Origin of the sequence: Lentilactobacillus fungorum (assembly GCF_016860605.1) — a bacterium.
In the GTDB taxonomy this organism is placed as follows: domain Bacteria; phylum Bacillota; class Bacilli; order Lactobacillales; family Lactobacillaceae; genus Lentilactobacillus; species Lentilactobacillus fungorum.
In genome coordinates this window covers 56,298-77,521 of record NZ_BNJR01000010.1, presented here as the reverse complement: position 1 = coordinate 77,521, position 21,224 = coordinate 56,298, and the positions used below count along the sequence as shown (strand labels likewise).

Genomic DNA, 21,224 nt, shown 5'->3' with positions numbered 1-21,224 from the left:
ACCACTTCAATTTATTGTCCAAATAAAAACCAACTTTCAAAAATCGAAAGTTGGTTTTTTTGACTGCGATGTTGATAACAAAAATCGTTAAATTCAATCTATTACTGTAATGCGATATTAATTTGGTAGCTCTTACTGTCTTTGGCATCGAGATGTTGATTATCTTCCTTGGACTTTAATTCCACTAAATCACCATAAACATCAGGAAGGCCATTAAACGGTTCAATGCAAAGGAATGGTGCGTTGGCGCCCTCTTTAGTCCAAAGCGTCACGTGGTCAAAGTCAGCCACGTCAACCGTTACGGCGTGCTTAGTTGCCCTTGAGTATAATTTAACCGTTTTAATCCCGGTATTTTTGATAATTAAAAGCCCCTTGGCAAACATCTCATGATCTAATTCAACAATCCCGTTACTGTAATTCGGCAGCTTCTCAAGCTTACCGGAACGATAAGGATTGGGTTTCTTAACAATCTCGTAGGTGTCCAAAGACGCTTGAGCCGGTTCTAGGTCGACTTGATAGTCGTCAAAAGCGCCTTCGTTGGCAATTGGTACATTAAAGGCAGGGTGATAGCCGAGTGAATATGATAAGTCGCCATCACTGTCATTTTTAACAGTAAATGATACGTTTAAGCCTTTATCGGTCAGTGTAAACGTCACTGTAAGCTCAAAATCAAATGGATAATTATTTTTTGTTGCCTCGCTTGAATGTAATGACAACGTCACTGCGTCGGCCTGCTTAGCCGTTACTTCAAAATCATAATCAGCTGCAAACCCATGTTGGGGCATCTCGTACTTCTTGCCATCGATCAGATACGCATCGTCATTTGATCGGCCAATCGCTGGAAATAAAATTGGCGCATGTTTTGGCCACAAATCATTATTCCAAATATAGTCAAAATTACCAGCCTTGTTAATCAAATGGGTCAATTGACTACCGTGCTCATCGATTGCCGCTTGAAACTGACTATTTTCAATTATTTGCATCATTAGCACCTCTATAATTTAAGTGAGCGGAGCAAAGCGCTTAGAAAGCGGAGCCTAAGTTAACTTGGCCGGAAATCCCGGGCTTGGATTTTTGGACAAGTTGACTTAGGTGCAGCTTTCTGCTTTGCGCAGCTGTCCTAATAACAGTGAGCGGAGTCAGGCGGTTAGAAATCTCCGTATAAGGCTCCTCGGCCAGGAATTCCCGGGCTTGGAATTTCTGTCCGAGGTGCTTATACGGAGATTTCTGCCTGACGCAGCTGTCTAGAAAACAGTGAGCGGAGCAAAGCGCTTAGAAACTGGAGCATAAGGCATCTTGGCCAGAAATCCCGGGCTTGGATTTTTGAGCAAGTTGCCTTAGGTGCAGCTCCCTGCTTCGCGCAGCTGTCCTAATAACAGTGAGCGGAGCCAGGCGCTTAGAAAGCGGAGCGTAAGTCTCCTCTAACAGAAATTCCCGGGCTTGGAATTTTTGTTAGAGGTGCTTACGTGTAGCTTTCTGCCTGGCGCAGCTGTTCTAGTCCTTATCAAAGAATTTAAATTGGTTGTAAGCATTGTTGTAAGAAATGTCCTCAACAATTTGGCCAAGATAATCTTCATCTTCCGGTGCCTGACCGCGTTCAACCCATTCACCAATCACATTGCAAAGTACCCGACGGAAGTATTCATGACGTGGATATGATAGGAAGCTCCGTGAATCCGTTAGCATCCCCACAAAGTTCGGCAGCAAACTTTGTTCGGCCATGATCGTCAACTGTCGTTTCATCCCATCAAAAGTATCATTAAACCACCATGCAGCGCCTAATTGTAGCTTTTGAACGCCGTCTTGTTGGAAGTCACCCATCCCAGTCGCTAATTCCATCCAATCGTTTGGATTCAGTGAATAAAGAATGGTTCGTGGAATTTCGTTTTCCGTTTGCATATCAATCAACAGTTTCATGAATTCTTGGGCAATATCAGGCTGAGTCCCCATTGAATCAAAGCCGCCATCTGCACCAAACTTTTCAAACATTGGTTTATTGGCATTTCGGGTTACATTCATATGGAACTGCATTGTCCAATTAAATTCCTTGTTCAATCTCATCAGGTTCTCAATCAGCATCGTTTGATATTTATCGATATCTGAAGTGGATAATGGCTTATTATTGCGAGCCCGATCAATAATGTCATCAAGTTCGTCATCACTGGCTTTTTCAAATCTAAAGAAGTTCAAACCATGATCGGAAAGTTTACCACCAATGCTGGCAAAGAATTCAAACCGTTGCCTCAAAGCAGCCATTAGATGCTTAAAGGAGTCAATCTTAACGCCAGAAACGCCAGCTAATTGATCCAAGTAATCTCCAAAAGTTGTATCAGTTAAATGAAGCGCCTTATCTGGTCGCATCGCCGGTAATACTTTAAAGCCGTTATCAGCTTCTTCTTTCTTCAATAATTGATGATATTTCAAGTCAGAAGCTGGGTCATCGGTCGTGCAAACTGCTTTAACATTCATCCGCTTAATCAAATTTCTTGGCTTAAAGTCATCGGTTGCCAACATTTCGTTAGCTTGTTTCCAAATGGCTGGTGCAGATTGCTTATTGAAGACATCGTTAATGCCAAAGAAACGTTTCAATTCCAGATGGGTCCATTCATACAAAGGGTTACCTAATGATTTTTCAATCGTGCCAGCCCAAGCGATAAACTTGTCGTAATCATCACCGTCGCCGGTAATCAGGTCTTCGGGAACCCCGTTAGCCCGCATCAAACGCCACTTGTAATGGTCGCCGACATTGCCATCATTGACCCAAATTCGGGTAATATTGTCATAATTGCGATTATCATAAATTTCCTTTGGATCCAAGTGACAGTGATAGTCAATAATTGGCATCTTTTGCGCATGATCATGAAACAACTTCTTGGCCATTGGCGTTGTTAATAAGAAATCATCGTTTAATAAAGTCATAATTTGTTATCTCCTCTTCGATGTAATCAGTTTAGACGGTTTGAGCATATTTGGACAAAGTATCTTCCAAAGTCTTGCGAACTGCACCTGTCCCACTAATTTGTTGAGCAAAGTAATTTTCAACGGTTTCGCCTAAGCCAATCGCATATAAATCATGACCAAAGATTGACTTGTTTGACAAGATATCTTTTAAGTGGGCATGAACGTCAGTTGGTTTGCCCAATTGAATGTCACTTACCTTTGGCTGCAATTCTGATAACAGTGGATCTGGACTAGGATCAAATGATTTGCCTTGATCATCGACAGCCATCAAATAACGGCACCAAGTTGCCAATACAAGCGGAATGAAGTGAAGATCTTTTGGATCACGCTTTGGATCATCAAGATAGTGTTGAATCGTCACGCCATATCGAACTGATAACTTTTGAGATGTATCAGTAGCAATTCGTTGCGGCATATCTGGAATGTATGGGTTTGGCAGTCGTTTATTCACAAGTTGATCAATAAACGTCTTCGGGTTGATAACCTTTGGATCCTTAACAACTGGCAAGCCTTCTACGTAGCCGATCTGCTTGATTAAGTTGAGCATATCATTGTCGCTGACTTCTTTGGCAATTGAATTAAAACCAAGTAAACTACCATTAACCGCTAAGGCTGTATGCAGTGGGTTCAAGCAGGTTGTAACTTTCATTTCGTCAGCATCATTCACCGTATCACGATCCGTTAAGATCACGCCAGCTTTATCCAAGGCTGGTCGGCCGTTTGGAAAGTCATCTTCCACAACCAAATAATGAACCTCTTCAGTATTCGTAAAGGCCGCAATGTTTGTGTGTCCTGGGGTATGATAAATTGTGTAATCGTCAAAGCCATCTTCTTTGAGCTTTTCAGAAACAGCTTCAGAAGGGTTAGGAGTAATCCGATCAATCATCGAAAGCGGGAAACTAACGGCCTTGTCATCCTTTAGATAGTCAATGAATTCAGATGGGACTAACCCATTTTCTGCCCAGCCTTCAGCAATTGTCAGGACACTTTTTTCAAGTTTCTCACCATTTTGTGAGAAATTATCTGTGCTTAACAAAGCCATCGGATATTTGCCCGCTTTAAACCGAGCAAACATCAAAGCAGTCAATGACGCCATATTATTCTTTGGTGCTTTAGGACCATTCTTAATGTCATCTTGGATTATTGGCAGCAAGTTGCCTTGACTATCCCACAAGTTATAGCCCTTTTCAGTAATGGAAAAAGTTGCCAATTGCAAAGCGGGATTTTCAAAAATTTTGAACAGTTTTTGCCAGCCATCAGGATTGCTTTGATCAAAATATAGCGCGTCGGCAACTGAAGCAAATAATTCCTTTTCAAAATTACCGTCTTCATGAGTAATCACGCGCAGGATTCGGTTATTAAACTTCCGATAGACGTCTTCAACGACCCCCTTATCATGGGTTTCAGCAACGACAATTCCTGAATCAAGATCACCTGATTCGAGCAATTGATTGGCAATGGCTGCATGGAAAGCCCGAAATAAATTACCACCACCAAAGTGAACCCAACGAGTGGCGCCGGTCTTAGTTTTAATATCATAGTCAGGAACCTTAATGCCTGCATCTGTAAATTCTTGTTGATTGGTTAAATAATCATCCGTAATCTTTACCATTAATTGATCCTCCTAATGTATAAGTGAGCGAAGCAAAGCGGTTAGAAACTGGCGCATAAGTCTCCTTGGTCAAGAATTCCCGGGCTTGGAATTTTTGACCAAGGTGCTTATGCGGAAGTTTCTGTTTTGCGTAGCTGTCCTAAAACAAGTGAGCGAAGCAAAGCGGTTAGAAAGCGGAGTGTAAGGCTCCTCTGGGGGAAATTCCCGGGCTTGGAATTTTTCCCAGAGGTGCTTACACGGAGCTTTCTGCTTTGCGCAGCTGTCCTAAAACAAGTGAGCGGAGCCAGGTTTCTGCCTGGCGCAGCTGTCCTAATAAAGTGAACAAAGCGGCTAAAAAACGGAACTAATACACCAGTGTTCTGAATCCGCTTCCACGTTCATTATATTCTGATATATCAGATTGTCAATAGCGGCATTTTTCAACCATTTTTGGGGTGTTGATATGCTATAATATGTCTTGTGTTATAAAGGAGATTAGTACGATGGACAATATGCGAAGCGATGCTTACAACGAAATCAAATACAAGATTATTCATTTCGATTACGTACCTGGACAAAAAATATCTGAAAAGACCATTTCTAAAGAACTCGGCCTTGGCAGAACCCCCGTTAGAGAAGCGATTATCCGAATTGAACGTGAAGGTCTAATTGAGGTTATTCCGCAAAGTGGCACCTATATTACTAGAATTGATATGGCAGATGCCAAGGACGCTCGATTTGTTCGAGAATGCATTGAACCTAAGATTATGGTCAATGCCGCCGCCAATATTTCTAACGACTCACTGGCAATTCTCGAAAAAAACCTTGAACAACAAGACAAAACTGCCAGTGAAATTAACCCAGACAGCTTTTTTGACCTTGATCAGGATTTTCACCACGAATTTTATAAAGTTGTTAATAAGGATACCGTCTGGGAATGGCTGCAGATTAACAACACCCAATTGAACCGTTTCCGACGGCTTCGGCTCAAAGAAATGGACTTGAATTGGAGTACCATTTACACCCAACACCAAAATATCTTTGACGCTGTGGTTGAAAAAAGGATTGACGACCTTGAATACTTAGTAAATGAACATCTGCATTTAATGTTGTTGGAAAAGGGACAAGTTCTAGAAGCCTACCCAGATTATTTTCGCAACTACGATGAACTAAATGATGCAGTATCAGATTCCGAAGCTAAATAATTAACTGCGGCGTTATTTAATGGGCTGAAAGCAACTTAAACCACTTTCAGCCTATTTTTCGACCCTATTAGAAAGGCTACCCCATGAATAAACAGGACCTCACAATTGGTAATCCGTTGACTAAGCTAATTCTATTCTCGCTTCCCTTAGTTGGCGGCTCACTATTTCAACAACTTTACAATTTTATCGATACCCTCATTGTGGGGCGCTTAATTGGTGTTGACGCGGTCGCTGCAGTCGGCGCTTACTACCCGCTAAGTTTCTTAATCATCGGGTTTATTCAGGGCAGCTCGATTGGCTTTAGTATCCCCCTCTCCCAAAGTGTTGGGGCCCACGATGATTTGGCAACCAAACAATTCTTCACTAACGGTGTTTGGCTAAGTGTCATTTACGCTATTGTTTTAACGCCGCTGATGATTGGGATGACCTTACCTTTATTAAGGGTACTTAACACGCCCGCAAATATCATGTCAATGGCCCTAACCTTTACGACCATTTCTTTTATTGGGATTCCCGCCAATCTTCTTTACAATTATTCCGCCGCGGCATTGCGTGCATTCGGCGATGCAATTCATCCGCTGCACTTTTTAATTGCCTCCTTAATGCTTAACATTGTCCTCGACCTCATTTTCATCCTGCAATTTCAGATGGGCATCGCCGGGGCTGCCTGGGCAACCGTGATTAGTGAATTCATCGGTGGTCTATTAAATATTGGCCTGTTCTTCATTGGCCGCTCAAAATTATCGCTCCAAAAAATAAACTGGCGCTTTTCTCTGCCCCATATTCGCAAGATGAGTTTGATTGGGATTCCGATGGGCTTTGAGTATTGTATCTCGGCAATCGGGGCCATCATCATGCAAGATGCGATTAACCGCTTAGGATCAAGCACTGTCGCCGCCCAATCGGCTGCCGATAAAATTCGCCAATTGTTCACGTTGCCAATGGAAAGCGTTGGTGCGGCCATGGCAACTTACCAGGCCCAAAACTTCGGCGCCAAGAATCGCCAACGAATCAAGCAGGGAATTACCAATGGTGTTCTCATCCAAGTCATTTACTCACTGGTTTCATTTATAATCGTGAATTTAGCTAAAACGCCACTCGTCACCATGGTCATCGGCACTGGTTCGCCTGCGACAACCAAAAGCGCGGTTGAATACCTCACGATTATTTCCTTTTTCTTTCCAATCCATGGATTATTGATGATTTTTCGCAATACCCTGCAAGGCTGGGGTCATAGCGGCTATGCCATCATCTCCGGTTTCGGCGAATTATTAGGCCGCTCCATTGGCAGTTTCATCGCCATAGGTTCAGCTGGATTCATCGCGATTTGCTATTCAAATCCGCTTGCTTGGGGAATTTCACTGATTTATTGTGTCTTTACGGTATGGCAATTATTTTGGCATGATGGATTGATTGGGAACCAAAATAACCATTAATTCCAATTCAAAATTAATATAAAAAAATCCACCAATACTAAAAAGGCAACTAACCGCTTCAAAAAAGCGTCCAGTTGCCATTTTCTTAATACTTGGTTTAATTATACCTAAAGTGAAATTAAATCCTTCACTGAGAAATTCAAGTTAACTTGATAATCAGCAGTCGTTGGTCGTTCAAATTTCACCATCACCCGACGGTTCTCACCATTAAAGAACCAACCTTGGCTTGCATGAACAAACTTGTCGTAATTTAAAAACTGTTCAATTTCTTGATCACCAATTGAAACTTGGGCTGGTGCGGTTTTTGGACACAATACTTCCAAGTTGAATCGTTTCACTTTAGATGGATACTGGCCAGCACCATGCACTGCGATGACAACCCCGTCATCAGAACTTGATACTTGATACCTGGTGGTTAGATACTGGCCATTTTGGTACTCATTGGTCTTGCCATCATCCTCATAAAGCGTAAACGTACTGGTGGTTGATGGCTCTACCAGTAGATTAAGGCTTTCAATGGTTTCGTTATGAATATTGGTTAATCCGGGCGCCGTTGGAATAATGCCACCACTGCGCAAAAACATTGGAATACTGTGAAGGTCAACGGGCACGTTTAAGGTTTGGCCGCCTTCATAATAATGGCCATCCTTTAAATCGACCCATTTAGCCCCTTTTGGTAGATAAACCGGCTTAATGGTTTGGCCTTTATCCAACACGTTAGCGACCAAAAGTGAGGGCCCCAGCATAAATTCAAAGCTTTCCTCAAGCACATTGGGATCATCTTGGAATTCATAGACCAGTGGCCGCATAATTGGCGAGCCCTTCGTGGATGCTTCAAATAGCAATGAGTAAAAATATGGGACCAATCGATAACGTAATCGGATGGCGTCGCGAATGTATGACGTGTACTTTGGATACATCCAAGGCTCGGTGACCGTATTATCGTCATTGGAAGAATGAATCGTAAACCTTGGTTGGAAGATCCCATTTTGAACCCAGCGAACAAATAATTCCGGCTCGGGTGCTGGTCCATCAAAGCCCCCAATATCACAGCCTTGGTTGGCAACGCCGGACAAGCCCATTCCTAACACGGTCGGCACGTTGTACTTCACGTTGGTCCAACTCGTCCGGTTATCGCCGGCCCACGTCTGAGCATACCGTTGAATCCCGGCAAACCCAGCCCGATTAGTAATATAAGGTCGTACATTGGGGTTATAATCATGAATAGCCTTTCGAGCGGACTTGGCCATCATCGTCGACATAATTGGCTTTAAGCCTTCGATTGGTTTGTGCAAGCCGTCAGCATCCGCTTGGGCCTTACCATTATTGATCTCATATTCATTATTATCGTTCCAAATTGACGTAATGCCCTTTGATAATAGTGACTTGGTCATAAATTTATTCCAAGTATTGCGGCCATCTTCGCTGGTAAAATCGATAAAGTGCGCGTCACCGCCCCAATACTGGTCAACCTCATTTCCCGTTTTATCTGGCGTCTTCACAAAGGCGTTACCGGCTTCAAAGTCTTTCATCAATGGATGGGTTAATAACATCCCCGGCTTAATATTGGGGGCTAACAAGACACCTCGTTGTTTGAGTGCCTGAATAAACCTTTCTGGATCGGGAAACCGTTTCTTATTCCAATTGAAAACATAGCGTTTTTGATCGCTACCAGACGTGTAGCCGGACGATAAAAAGAAGCCATCACAAGGAATTCCATTTTTCTTACAAGTGTCCACAAAGTCGATAATTGCTTGATCAGCATTACTATCAAGTTCCGTGTAATACATCGTCGATCCCATATAACCAAGCGACGCTAAGGGTGCCATGGCAGTTTTGCCGGTCAAATCGGTGTAATGTTCAACGACATCCTTAACCGTTGGCCCACCAATAAAGAATAAATCAATATCACCGCCATCACACTCAAAATAACTGAACCGTTTCCAGTAATTACTGTGCTCACTATCCAAATCAAAAACGGAATCATACGAATTATTATAAAACATTCCAAACGCCGTCTTTTGACTTGCATCCAAGTTAATATAGAATGGAATCATTTTGTACAACGGGTCTGATTTAGCAGCGTTCCACCCCAGTGAATCCGTATTGTGCATTCGCATCCGCCGTTTAAATTTGTTTAACTCACCAGACTTTTCACCAAAGCCGTAGAAGAAGTTGTGATCGCCCATCTTCGCGTAATGATAGGAACGTCCTAAATCATCCTGCATGAATGATCGCTTTGGCAAATCTTCGTGAAGCACGGCACCATTTTTATCAGTCACCTTAAATTCAAATGGTTCTTTGATAATGTGCAGGTCGTATCTTGGCCCGGGGACCAGATACTCATCGTCAGTCATTTCAACTGTCGGCTTGATTGGCGACACGCGTACCCGTTCATCCTTAAACAGGCCATCCAACTGATCAGCCCAAGCTGTTTTGACCAGTGCGTAAGATTCCTCCGCTGCAAATTCATCGGCGAAAGTGCCCCGAATCCGGATAATATTTTCATCTAACAAGTAAACCTGAAACTGCGCGCCATCGGTTTTCACCAACAAATAATCGTGCTCAGGCTTAATATCTAATACTTTTTGACTGACTTTCATTAAAGACCGTTCCTCCATTAATTAGGATTTTTTATAATCAAAATTGGGAATTGAATTCCAACGCTTGCTGAGATACCGCACCACTGATTTAGGCTCCCGTGAGCGGGTAAAGACCCCCTTTTTGTTTCCCTGAACTCGTTGAATACCATACTTAGTCTGAAAATCCGCAAAGTTCCACAACTGTTCGCCGACAAAATTGGGGATTTCATCAAAAACTTTGCTGTTCATTCGGTAATAATCTTCCTGAAATTCCTCAGACCACGGCTCATCGTAGGCACTGTGCAGCCCAGGAATCGTATCAGCACCGTATTCCGTATACATAATTGGTTTATCTGGATATTTGGCCTGCCAGGCTTTTAGCTCATCTCGCGTTTTTCTTTCAGAAACTTCCAAATCTCCAGTGTCAAGATACCAGCCGTAGTACCGATTCAAACAAATGACGTCCAGTAAATCACTGCTCTTATCCGACTGTGGATTGGACCAAACCAAATCAATGTAAGTCAATGGCCGTTTTTGCGGATCAAGTTGACGGGCCAATTTGAATAATGGCTCAAAGTATTCATGAGCGCCCTTTGAATAATTGGCCGCTTCGTTAGCAATTGACCACATGACAATGCAAGCGTGATTTTTATCTCGATCCATTATTTCATGAATTGCCTGCCGATGAGCTGCCGCTGTGTTCAAATCCTTCCAAGTGTCATCTTGATAGCCAGGCTTTGAAATCTCGGAGTTATCAAACGTAAACGAGACCATCAACCCCACTGCCGGTGTTTCTTCAATCACGACAATTCCTTCACGATCGCATAACCGAATCATCTCATCTGAATACGGATAATGGGACGTCCGAAATGAATTGGCCCCCATTTTCTTCATCAAATTCAAGTCAAGGACATTATAGGCTTCATTGAGCCCCTTACCATTGACATAAGTGTCTTCATGCTTGCCAAAGCCTTTGAAATAAAAGGGGCGCCCATTAATTAAAAATTTTCCGTTGGTGACTTGAACCGTTCGCACGCCAAAGGGTTCTTCATAGACGTCAACGACTTTTCCGGCAATCATACCCGTAACTTTCGCTGTGTATAGATAGGCCTTCAGCGGCTGCCACAAGTGAACGTTATTGAGAATCAGATGTTCGTCCAACCCACTTCCGGTTGCGACCGGATTGCCGGCTTGGTCTAAAATCGTGACGTTAACTTCATCAAACACCTCGCCACCATTTTTAACTGTCAAATGAACGTCAGCTCGCTGTTGATCCAAGTCAACTGCTGGCGCAACCACAATATCTTCAATATAAGCCTTCGGAGTTGAATACAACTTGATCGGCCGATTGAGACCGGCATAGTTAAAGAAATCAAAGTTTTCATCGACTTTACGAGTCAAATGGCCACTTTCATCTTGACTCTCAGAGTAATTCCCAACCGGAATTGTCGAGTAATCAAGAATATTGCTCAGTTTAACGGTTAATAAATTGTCTTCGTCAACCAAATCATCACTAATCTCAATTTCAAATGGTGTAAAGCCGCCCTTATGATGGCCAACTTCTTGACCATTCAAATAAACCCAAGCTTCGTGGGTTGCCGAACCAAATCGAAGGACCAATCGCTGATCTTTTAAAACATCAGCTACCGCAAATCGCCGTTGATACCAAAAATAACCGGTATGGCTGCGAATCTTGGCATCGGCCGTTTGATCGTTAAACGATGCCGGCACCGCCATCACATCGTCGCTTGGCAGCGGCTGACCAGGATCGATTGGCGTTACTTCTTGATCCACCATAAACTTCCAGATACCATTCAAATCACTAACCGTTCGACTCATCGTACTAATTGGATATAACATAAGCAGCAGCTCCTTACATCTGTTCCACGGATTACCAAAAATACTTAGCAAAACTAATACATCAGTATTAACATACTCCAAAATATAGCACATTTAGGTAGCGCTTTCAATTATATAAAGATGATTTCTCGGAATAACTACCACTATAACCACAAAGAAAGTGACTCGAACGCAAATTAATTTCCCGTTTATAAAAGTGGCTTAGAGCATTATTAATATTTGGCCAAACCTACAACCAAAAACTGATCTCAGTTGCTGCTTTTACGTCAAAACAGCAGCTAAGTCATTCACCAGCGTAGCTAACGGGGCCACGTGGCAAAAGCATCTTTTAGGGCCATCCGCGTATATTGATTTTGCAATTAAATTCACGAACAGGATGCTTGTTAATAGCTGTGTAAGCGATTACAATTATAGCGTAATCGTAATTACTGCTAGTTAGAAAGGGAGTGCAACAATTGTCACGATTTGATAACAAAGTTGCCATCGTTACCGGTGGCGCATCAGGCATTGGCCTAGAGACCGTTAAATTGTTCCTAAACGAAGGGGCAAAAGTCGCAATTGGTGACTATTCAGATAAGGGCGATGAAGTAGCCGCAAGTTTAAACGCTGGTGATAACATCCTGTTTGTCAAGACAAACGTTACCAACGAAGACGACATCAAAAATCTTATTAGTAAAACTGTCGAAAAATTCGGTCACTTGGACATTATGTTTGCCAACGCCGGGATTGCCAATGATGCTAACATCACGGAATTACCATTGGATAAATGGCAACACACGATTGACATCAACCTAACAGGCGTTTTCTTAGCCGATAAATATGCGTTGGAACAAATGATCAAGCAAGGAAATGGCGGGGCAATCGTCAACGCCGGTTCAATTCACAGCCTAGTTGGGTTGCCAAACGTCACTGCTTATGGCGCCGCAAAGGGTGGCGTTAAAATTCTTACCCAAACGCTGGCGGCAACCTACGCAAAGCAAGGAATTCGTGTGAATGCCATTGCTCCTGGATATATTGACACTCCCTTATTGGATAAGGTGAACCCCGGTGCCAAAGAACGGCTGGCAAAGCTTCATCCCCTTGGCCGCTTAGGCAGGCCAGATGAGATTGCTAAGGCAGTTGCTTTTCTTGCCAGCGACGACGCTTCATTCGTCATCGGCGCTACCCTGGTTGCTGATGGTGGCTATACGTCGATTTAAAGTGATTGCTTGCATCTTTAGCCAAAAAAGTCAGCTAAAAAAATTGCTTTTAGTCGCGCGTTTCGACAATGTAGCATTCAGGTAAGTGAACTTTTAATGTAAAAATTTGTTTGTAAGTTATTTCGCTGTTTTAAACGTGCGAAAATAAGCAGAAAGCTGCACTTAAAGCCCCCTTAACCTAAAATCCAGAACCGGGATTTTAGGTCTTAGGCTGCTTAGCTGAAACGTGCGAAAATAAGCAGAAAGCTGCACTTAAAGCCCCCTAACCTAAAATCCAAAACCGGGATTTTAGCTTCTTAGGCTGCTTAGCTGAAACGTGCGAAAATAAGCAGAAAGCTGCACTTAAAGCCCCCTAACCTAAAATCCAGAACCGGGATTTTAGGTTCTTAGGCTCTTTAGCTGAAACGTGCGAAAATAAGCAGAAAGCTGCACTTAAAGCCCCCTAACCTAAAATCCAGAACCGGGATTTTAGGTTAGGGGGCTTTAAGCTCCGCTTTCTAAGCGCTTATTTTCGCACTCTTACTTCTTCATATCCATCGCATGCCCACCAAATCCGTGGCGCAATGCTGAGACGACCTTTCCTGTGAAAGTATCTTCCTCTTCCGAACGTTGTCTAGCATATAATGAGTCAGTAATAACTGGTACCGGAATACCTTGCTTCAATGCTTCTTGAACCGTCCATTTGCCTTCGCCTGATGAGAACATCTTACCGGTAATTTTGTCTAGGTTAGCGTCATTAGCAAACGCTTCTTGAGCTAATTCCATGAGCCAGCCACGGATAACCGAGCCGTTGACCCAGACTTTAGCGACCGCTTCGTTATCATAATCATACGGACTGTGATCCAATACGTCGTAACCTTCACCAATTGCTTCCATCATGCCGTATTCAATACCGTTATGCACCATCTTCAAGTAGTGTCCTGAACCAGGCTTGCCCGTATACAAGTAGCCATCCTGTTGTGAAATGTCTTCAAATAATGGCTTGATATGGTCAAACTTTTCGGCACTAGGGCCGCCAATCATAAAGTTACCACCATTTAAGGCACCATTCTTGCCGCCAGAGGTACCACAATCAAAGAAATTAATACCCGCTTTTTCAGCAATTTGGCTATGGCGAATTGAGTCTTCATAATATGAATTGCCACCATCAATCAAGTAATCACCGTTTGAAAGTAGCTTAACTAGATCGTTAACAGTTGAATCCGTTGGTTTGCCTGCTGGTACCATAATCCAAACCGTGCGAGGAGCGCTTAATTTGTTAACGAGGTCTTCGTTACTTGTTGCCGGAGTTGCCCCAGCTTCCTGGGCTAATTTAACATTATCCGAGTTCAAATCAAATGCAACAACTTCATTACCATTACGAATCATGTTCTTAACTAGGTTAAGCCCCATCTTTCCAAGACCAATCATACCAATTTGCATAAGACATTCTACCTCTTTCATCTAATATACTAGTTGACTGCTATTTCTTACACCCACATTATATGATTTGAAAAGAATTTTCGCAAGTGCTTTGTACAATGTTTTTCGGTTTTTTTGATGCACAAGAAGTAAAACTGATTATATTTTCTTTAATTTGCCTTTGTACCAATGATTAGCCGAAATAATCACTTAACAGAATCCTTTGAAATTTTCACAATTGTTGAAAAAGTTTTACATTTATAACCGACTCTTTTTAAAAATTATCGTGCCAACTACCATCAAGGCACCTAATACTGATAGACTAATTCCGGCTGTCAGTCCGCGAATTCGATAATTAAATGCGACCTGATGCTTTCCCGTCGATAATGTCGCGCCAACAAAACCAGAAGCCACTTTTTTTACCGGTTGGCTTTGGCCGTCTACCTTAAGCTGCCAACCCTTATCATACGGAATACTCAGCAACAACGTCCGCTGTTTTGCCCCAACGTGAACCGTTCCCTTGAAATGACCACCATGCCAATTTAATTGCCGCAGATTCTCTACTCGCAATTGGTGGCGATTGAGCTTTTTAACAACTCGGTCAAATTGGCCTTGATCCAACCCGCTGATATGCAAGGCCGGATCCGGTAGTTCTTTTTTAGCATTGATGGTCAGTGTCCCGACTTGATTTGATTGCATGCGCCCTAATGGAATCATTTCAGTCCCCAAGCCGCTATACAGCCCCGACAGCCTTTTGCCATTAATGTAGAAGGTAACCCCATGAAGCCGGACATTCGGCAAGTACAAATAGTGAGGGCCCCCAATTTTTGCTTTAAACTGTACCTTATATTGGTAGAAATCGCGGAAAGTCTGTTCACTAGAACTCATAACTGCTGGTCGCTTGAAATATTGACGCGAATTGCCAGCCTCTGCTTGAATTAGCCGATTCTGGTTATCAAATGGTTGATTCTCAACAAATTGCAACCCCTGGATTCGTTGACTGGTCATAAATCCTAATCCAGCAACGTTTTTTTGAACTTGCAATTGATTTGTGTGATTACCAATATAATAGTTATATTTCAATCCTAATAAGTGCTGGGTTACCGGCGTGCTGCCAAACATGTCGATTCGCCGAATATTTCGGCTAGAAAATCCGAGATTCGCCAATACATGGTGGGTATGAGAATTCAACGTCGAACTGTAGGAACTTAATCCATGATTTTCAAAAATCAGTGAGTCGTTATACCCACTGTATGGTACTCGAAATAACTTCCTAAACGGTTGATCAACAACTAATAGCCGGTAAAATTGCCGGTGATGATCGCGCTTTTCAACGCGATTAATTAAGCGTCGTGATTGAGCGTATGTTTTTTCAAAGGCTCTCTGGTTGCCAAAAGGTGCGCCGGACGTTGCAATAAAAAAGTTAACCATTAATTCAAACGCTAAAATGGCCGTCAAAAAATACTTTCCACTTGGTCGGCCAGCCGCCACCAATAAAATTGCCAAGATTGTGGCGATGAGAAATCCAACCACCAAAACATACACAAAGTTTCTAACCATCAACTGAGGAATTTCAAATTTGAATGGATCCATTGGCCGTTGGAAGAAGTTGGCGACGATGTATCCGCCCCCAATGACCGCACCAATCCCCGCTGCTGATAGGACTATGACCTTTCTTTCTTGAAAAATTCCTTGTAAATAACCTTCATAAGCCACCATGATCAAACTAAAACTAAACAAGAAGACCATTCTAAACGGAAAGCCTGCTGGTGGCTGCATCATGTGCCAAAAGGTGTTCAGCGGCAATAGCCACATACCCAAAAGAATACTGCCCAATAAGATCCCCGATGACTGTTTACTACGGGGCGTTATTTTTTTAGAAAAGAAATAGGCAACGCCAATGATGATAAACAGTGAACCGGTGAAAAGGCTGGGATTATGCACCAGTCGGCCGGAAAAATCGTTGCCACCCAGCCCGAGATTCACCGCAAAGCTGGGGCCAAACGTGCCTTTAAATAAAAAGTTTGAAAGCGAGATGTCTTTCTTACCTGTTGACAACATCGCAAAAAATGTCGGGACTAGGACAATCGCTGACAACAGCCCGGAGATAAGCGAATACCATAAAAATTGGCTGACTTTACGCCAATGGAACTTAATATGTTCAAAAAATGGCAAATTTTTCGGCTGGCTTTGCTTCATTAAATAGGTAAAGTAAATAACGGCAAAGATACAAATAATGTAACCCATATAATAGTTGGTCAAAATAATAGCGACCAGCCCAAAAACGTATAGCCAACCATGACTATCGTTAAACAACTTTTCTAGTCCATAGACCATCACTGGCAGCCAAATCAATGCATCCAACCACATCAGATCATAGAAATACATCGCAACAAATCCGCACAATCCATATGCTAGCCCGCCACAGATCCCCATGAAATCATATGATCGATATTTATTTCCTAAGAAGACGCTCATTGACGCACTTGCTAAAACAATCTTAAGCCAAATAATCAAATCAATTGCAATTGGCAACTGAGCAGGAGAAAAAAACACAATCAGCAAATTAAATGGGCTAAGTAAATAGTACGAATAGATTGGCACCAGACTATCACCAATCGAAATTAAAAATGAATAGCTAGAAAATGACAGATGCAATAATTGTCGCCGCAGTTCGGCAAAAAATTGGAGATATTGGGTCGACAAATCGCTAATCAATAAATTATGACCGCCAAACGGCGTGATCTGGAGTATCAAAAACAATCCACTCACGAGAATCACGGGAACAACGATTGTGTAAATTAAATATAAGTACTTATGGTGCAACAAATTCCCTCGTAACATTTGAATTCAACTTTCTTTTATGTATTTGGGACAGCTAACCGCTGAATTCATCCCTCTTTATTCACAGTCAAGTATACAGTCCTTAAGCAGTTGTTCACGGGTTAATGGTGATTTTAACTAACAATTATATTTTTTAACGAAATGTTACACTTAACCGCCTTAACCTGTAACAATAAGCGTTATTTTTGACATTTTTTCTTTTTTTTGCTTAGAAAAACGTTAAATGTTAGTAAAACTTCAATTTATTTACGATTTTTGATTACCACTCATTCCCATAACAACGGTCATTAGGGCTGCTTCATGTCTTGACGCAATCTTTTTTAACCTTTATGAAACATGATTGAGATTGTTTGGTAGCATTTTTTTCCTATAATGTTTCTTGTAGCTTTAAAGGAAAGCTCCGCAAAGCAGAAAGCCGCGTGTAAGCACCTCAGGTAAATCCCAAGCCCGGGAGTTTCTACCTGAAGAGACTTACACGCCAACGAACGTGAAACACCTAGTCGATTTGGCATTTCCCAAGTGCTTTGCGCCGCTCACTTTATCTCAGGAGGACTATTAAATGAATTTAAGCTTTAAGAAAATAGCCGGCCTATTCATGGGTGCGATGGCTGCACTGACGATCAGCACGACCGTCTCTGCCAGTAAAACAAAAATCGCTGATGTCTCCCAATACCAAGGCAACATTAATTGGTATAAGGCATCTAAACAATTAAAATTCGCAATTATCCGCGTTCAACATGGTGATACCGGCGATGCTGACTTTAGAATCGACAGTCACAAAGATATTAATGCTAACGGCGCATATAAATACAAAGTGCCTTTTGGCCAATATGGTTACGCTGAATTTTCAAGTGTGGCCGACGCTAAAAAAGAAGCCAAAGACTTCTATAAACGTTCCAGCTCCAAAGCAAGGTTCTACGTTTTGGATAATGAACATCGTAAGGGCAAAGGGTCTGAGCAATCTTACGTTAACGCTTGGCTTAGCACCATGAGAAAATTAACCAACAAACCACTGGTTTACTACTCATATCAAAATTACGTTAACGTTCATAAGATTAACTATTCAAAATTTGATGGTTCGTGGATTGCAAATTACTCACAAAAGCCAAACGTTGCCACTGATCTATGGCAGTATACGTCAAAGGGTCGCTTGAGTGGCATTAGCGGCAATGTTGATTTGAGTAAAGTGATCGATAGTAAAACTGTTAACTCCTGGCTCAAACAATCATCTGCCGATGTTGCCAAGCCAACCTACTTTACTTCCGTTCCAGCAAGCAGGACCATCACGACTTCTAAAAACATCTACCAGTATCAAGACGTTAATTTTAAGTCGCGATTATCTAAAATCGCTGCCGGAAAGAAGTTGACCGTTAAGCAAGTTCGTCGATCGGATCACGGTGCTTACCGGTTCCAATTAACCAACGGTCATTACATTACTGCAAATAAAGAATTCGTTTCTAACTAACATTAAAAGGGGAATATTATAATCGTGACTCACAAAGTTATTAAATCAGCCTTCAAACCAGTTTTGCTCTTCGTCGCTCTCTTCGCCTTTGCCGTTGCTGCTTATTCCGCAGCAACCAGCGCTAGCGCTGACAGCTCTGATCCTGCTTATTCTAAAGTCTATAATGAAGCTAAAAAGCACTTAGGTTCTCGTTACGTGTATGGTGCGGTTGGTCCTACCAATTTTGACTGCTCAGGCTTTACAAAGTATGTTTACAAAAAATCAATCCAAAAGTCAATTCCTAGAACCGCTCAGGCGCAATATAACGGAACTAAAAAGGTCTCAAAGAGCAACGTTCAAAAAGGTGATTTAGTATACTTTGGTGGGAGTAAACACAGTATTTCCCACGTTGGCATGTACATCGGCAATGGCCGGATGATCGATTCGCAAAATCGCGGTGTGATCACCGAAAACGTTTATTCACCATGGTGGCACGTAGTCGGCTTCTCTCGCCCAACCACCTTAAGTTATGATGACTAATTAAATTTACTAAATATAAAGGATTAATTTGAGATTGATACATTTCTCAAATTAATCCTTTTTTGCAACCCTAATTAATTGCGACCTTGAATAGCTTTAAGAATTCGGTCCTCATCATACAATTTGAGGATTAGATACATGAACCCGTAAATCACCAGTGGCAGCCAAACATAATTTAAATTAATCATTGATAACGTCTCGGCATTTTGCGGGTGATTAGCCACATAGCCAGACAAATGAAATAGCCCAGCCGTAATTAAACCACCAAGTCCTAATCCTAAGTTAACGCCAAAGTCATCAGTTGAAGCCAAAATCCCTTCCGCTTGGATGCCCAGGCTGACACCATACCGAATCGTATCAGCAATCATAATGGAAACCAATCCAATCATAATCCCATTACCAATTGAATTGACAAAGACCCCGCCAAACAGAATCGGCATGGTTTTGGTATAAACACCGATTGCAATCACGAGTTGTCCAACCAACGCAACTAAGATGCCTTGCAACATCGTCGTCTTTTTGCTTCTGATATCCGTTAGTCGAAGAATCAATAATACTCCCAGCAGTGACGCTAAGGTAAAACCATTAGCCAAAGGAACTAAGTTAATGTTGCCCACCGTATATTTAAAATAATAGATAGTGGTCTGATTTTTAATAGCGATCGCCAACCAGTACAAGAAGATGACAATTGAAATCACAATCCAAGGCTGATTATGCCGTAACATTGACAATACCGCTTTAACTGGTTGATGGGCAATTTCAGGATTAGCAAACCGTTCCCGAACATGAACAAAGGTATTAATAATTAACAGCAGCGAAATAACGCCAAATAGTAAAATGGTCCCTAAGAACCCCTGCTGCTGATTACCATGACCAAACAATGCAACTAGTGGTAACGTGAATACTGCCACAACAATTTGAATCGAACTGCCGAAAAACTGGCGGATAACGCCCAACAGGGTTAATTCCCGCGAATTCTGAGACATCGTCGGCAAAATCGACGTAATCGGCAAATTAACCGCTGTATAAAGAAAGCCTAATCCAAGGTATGTCACATACGCCCAAGCAAGCTTTCCCGAGTAAGAAAAGCTGGGCGTTACAAACGTTAACACAGCAAAAATAACGTATGGCAATGAGTACCAAAGAAAAAACGGCCGGCTTTTACCAAACCGAGAATGGGTGTGATCAATCATCACGCCAATAATAAAGCTTTCAGCAACATCCGCCACCCGCGCAACCATAAATAGGATGGCGGCGTCACTTGGTGCTAGACCATAAACATCCGTATAGAAAAAAAGCAAATAAGTTGTCATCATCTGAAATATTAAATTATCAGCGGCGTCGCTGAGCCCATAACTAATGCGTTCTGGCCAGCGAGTGGCCCATGTAGTAGCCTTCAATGAACCGACCCTCTTTCGTAACTAGATTGTACACAATTCTGTTATTGTGAACAACTGTATTTTCATGGATTTGCGCTCTTGGCTACTTGGCTGAAACGTGCGAAACCAAGCAGAAGTCTGCACATAAGTCACGCCCGCCAAAAATCCTAAACCCATGGATTTTCGCTTTTGGGCCACTTTGCCGAAACGTGCGAAACCAAGCAGAAGTCTGCACATAAGTCACGCCCGCCAAAAATCCTAAACCCATGGATTTTTGGCGGGCGTAACTTATGCTCCGACTTCTAAACGCTTGGTTTCGCACTCTCTAAAACTTAAACTGATCCACCACTTCAAACGTTACATTTTCATTTGCCTTTAATAATTTTGCGACCGGGCACTGATCCAATGCTTCGTTGACCATTTGTTGAGCTTGATCGTTGTCTAAATCATGGAACAAAATTTGGCAACGGACGATAAATTTATAACCCTTCGTATCCTTCACGATATCGACCGCCGTATGAATAATACTATCCGGCTTTAACTGATGCTGCCTTTCAACAATCCCAATTGTCGCGTTGAAACACGTACTTAACGCAAACCCAATAAATTGCTCTGGATTAGTTCCCGGGCTGTCCATTAGTGAGCTGCTAACTCCAAGTGCCAGGCCTTCATTGCCCCTGACATAACTTTCGCCGGTCAGCCCATGTTCATTTACAACTTCTGTATGATAAAGTGATCCGTCAACAGCCATTATTAATTCCTCCCATTAACAAATGATTGAC

Annotated in this window: 14 protein-coding genes; 5 read left to right on the top strand and 9 right to left on the bottom strand. The window is 42.3% G+C overall.

The window, feature by feature from the left end; genetic code table 11:
• Positions 1-101 precede the first annotated feature (101 nt).
• The 3 genes from YK48G_RS04675 to YK48G_RS04665 form a co-directional block, all read right to left on the bottom strand.
• Complete coding sequence (locus tag YK48G_RS04675; RefSeq protein ID WP_373300167.1) at positions 102-986, bottom strand: aldose 1-epimerase family protein; 885 nt, start codon at positions 984-986, stop codon at positions 102-104.
• A gap of 508 nt (positions 987-1,494) precedes the next feature.
• Positions 1,495-2,919: a glucuronate isomerase gene (gene uxaC / locus YK48G_RS04670; RefSeq protein ID WP_203629564.1), complete on the bottom strand. Its 1,425-nt coding sequence runs from the start codon at positions 2,917-2,919 to the stop codon at positions 1,495-1,497.
• 31 nt (positions 2,920-2,950) lie between these two features.
• On the bottom strand, positions 2,951-4,573 hold the full coding sequence (locus YK48G_RS04665; RefSeq protein WP_203629563.1) for a mannitol dehydrogenase family protein: 1,623 nt from the start codon (positions 4,571-4,573) through the stop codon (positions 2,951-2,953).
• A gap of 482 nt (positions 4,574-5,055) precedes the next feature.
• On the opposite strand from YK48G_RS04665, the gene YK48G_RS04660 reads away from it, so the two are divergent.
• Together YK48G_RS04660 and YK48G_RS04655 are read left to right on the top strand one after the other, a co-directional pair.
• Positions 5,056-5,757 (top strand): GntR family transcriptional regulator, encoded by a 702-nt coding sequence (locus tag YK48G_RS04660; protein WP_203629562.1) that lies wholly within the window; start codon positions 5,056-5,058, stop codon positions 5,755-5,757.
• Between the two features lie 83 nt (positions 5,758-5,840).
• Positions 5,841-7,193 (top strand): MATE family efflux transporter, encoded by a 1,353-nt coding sequence (locus YK48G_RS04655; RefSeq protein WP_203629561.1) that lies wholly within the window; start codon positions 5,841-5,843, stop codon positions 7,191-7,193.
• A 107-nt stretch (positions 7,194-7,300) separates the two neighbouring features.
• Here the strand turns inward: YK48G_RS04655 and YK48G_RS04650 are convergent, their stop codons facing one another.
• Positions 7,301-9,796 carry a glycoside hydrolase family 31 protein gene (locus YK48G_RS04650; protein ID WP_203629560.1) on the bottom strand — a complete coding sequence of 832 codons (2,496 nt, stop codon included), beginning with the start codon at positions 9,794-9,796 and terminating at the stop codon, positions 7,301-7,303.
• Positions 9,797-9,817: 21 nt separating this feature from the next.
• Positions 9,818-11,635, bottom strand: coding sequence for a beta-glucuronidase (gene uidA, locus YK48G_RS04645; RefSeq protein ID WP_203629559.1), 1,818 nt, complete (start codon positions 11,633-11,635; stop codon positions 9,818-9,820).
• Positions 11,636-12,090: 455 nt separating this feature from the next.
• On the opposite strand from uidA, the gene YK48G_RS04640 reads away from it, so the two are divergent.
• Positions 12,091-12,834, top strand: a complete 744-nt coding sequence (locus tag YK48G_RS04640) for an SDR family NAD(P)-dependent oxidoreductase (protein ID WP_203629558.1) — start codon at positions 12,091-12,093, stop codon at positions 12,832-12,834.
• Between the two features lie 519 nt (positions 12,835-13,353).
• Here the strand turns inward: YK48G_RS04640 and gnd are convergent.
• Together gnd and YK48G_RS04630 are read right to left on the bottom strand one after the other, a co-directional pair.
• Entirely contained in the window at positions 13,354-14,256 is a 903-nt protein-coding gene (gnd, locus tag YK48G_RS04635) for a phosphogluconate dehydrogenase (NAD(+)-dependent, decarboxylating) (protein ID WP_203629557.1), read from the bottom strand.
• 237 nt (positions 14,257-14,493) lie between these two features.
• Positions 14,494-17,061, bottom strand: coding sequence for a YfhO family protein (locus tag YK48G_RS04630; protein ID WP_232365284.1), 2,568 nt, complete (start codon positions 17,059-17,061; stop codon positions 14,494-14,496).
• Between the two features lie 577 nt (positions 17,062-17,638).
• Here YK48G_RS04630 and YK48G_RS04625 point away from each other — a divergent pair.
• Both YK48G_RS04625 and YK48G_RS04620 read left to right on the top strand, forming a co-directional pair.
• Complete coding sequence (locus YK48G_RS04625; RefSeq protein WP_203629555.1) at positions 17,639-18,544, top strand: DUF5776 domain-containing protein; 906 nt, start codon at positions 17,639-17,641, stop codon at positions 18,542-18,544.
• A 24-nt stretch (positions 18,545-18,568) separates the two neighbouring features.
• A complete protein-coding gene (locus tag YK48G_RS04620; RefSeq protein WP_203629554.1) occupies positions 18,569-19,063 on the top strand; it encodes a C40 family peptidase in 495 nt (164 codons plus the stop codon).
• A gap of 74 nt (positions 19,064-19,137) precedes the next feature.
• On the opposite strand, the gene YK48G_RS04615 is transcribed toward YK48G_RS04620, so the two are convergent.
• Together YK48G_RS04615 and YK48G_RS04610 are read right to left on the bottom strand one after the other, a co-directional pair.
• Positions 19,138-20,463: an MFS transporter gene (locus YK48G_RS04615; RefSeq protein ID WP_203629553.1), complete on the bottom strand. Its 1,326-nt coding sequence runs from the start codon at positions 20,461-20,463 to the stop codon at positions 19,138-19,140.
• Positions 20,464-20,767: 304 nt separating this feature from the next.
• Positions 20,768-21,193, bottom strand: a complete 426-nt coding sequence (locus YK48G_RS04610) for an OsmC family protein (protein ID WP_203629552.1) — start codon at positions 21,191-21,193, stop codon at positions 20,768-20,770.
• Between the last annotated feature and the right edge of the window lie 31 nt (positions 21,194-21,224).

Coding starts and splice junctions, on each gene's coding strand:
- YK48G_RS04675 (WP_373300167.1), bottom strand. CDS start 986: ATGATGCAAATAATTGAAAATAGTCAGTTTCAAGCGGCAATCGATGAG.
- uxaC (WP_203629564.1), bottom strand. CDS start 2,919: ATGACTTTATTAAACGATGATTTCTTATTAACAACGCCAATGGCCAAG.
- YK48G_RS04665 (WP_203629563.1), bottom strand. CDS start 4,573: ATGGTAAAGATTACGGATGATTATTTAACCAATCAACAAGAATTTACA.
- YK48G_RS04660 (WP_203629562.1), top strand. CDS start 5,056: ATGGACAATATGCGAAGCGATGCTTACAACGAAATCAAATACAAGATT.
- YK48G_RS04655 (WP_203629561.1), top strand. CDS start 5,841: ATGAATAAACAGGACCTCACAATTGGTAATCCGTTGACTAAGCTAATT.
- YK48G_RS04650 (WP_203629560.1), bottom strand. CDS start 9,796: ATGAAAGTCAGTCAAAAAGTATTAGATATTAAGCCTGAGCACGATTAT.
- uidA (WP_203629559.1), bottom strand. CDS start 11,635: ATGTTATATCCAATTAGTACGATGAGTCGAACGGTTAGTGATTTGAAT.
- gnd (WP_203629557.1), bottom strand. CDS start 14,256: ATGCAAATTGGTATGATTGGTCTTGGAAAGATGGGGCTTAACCTAGTT.
- YK48G_RS04625 (WP_203629555.1), top strand. CDS start 17,639: ATGAATTTAAGCTTTAAGAAAATAGCCGGCCTATTCATGGGTGCGATG.
- YK48G_RS04610 (WP_203629552.1), bottom strand. CDS start 21,193: ATGGCTGTTGACGGATCACTTTATCATACAGAAGTTGTAAATGAACAT.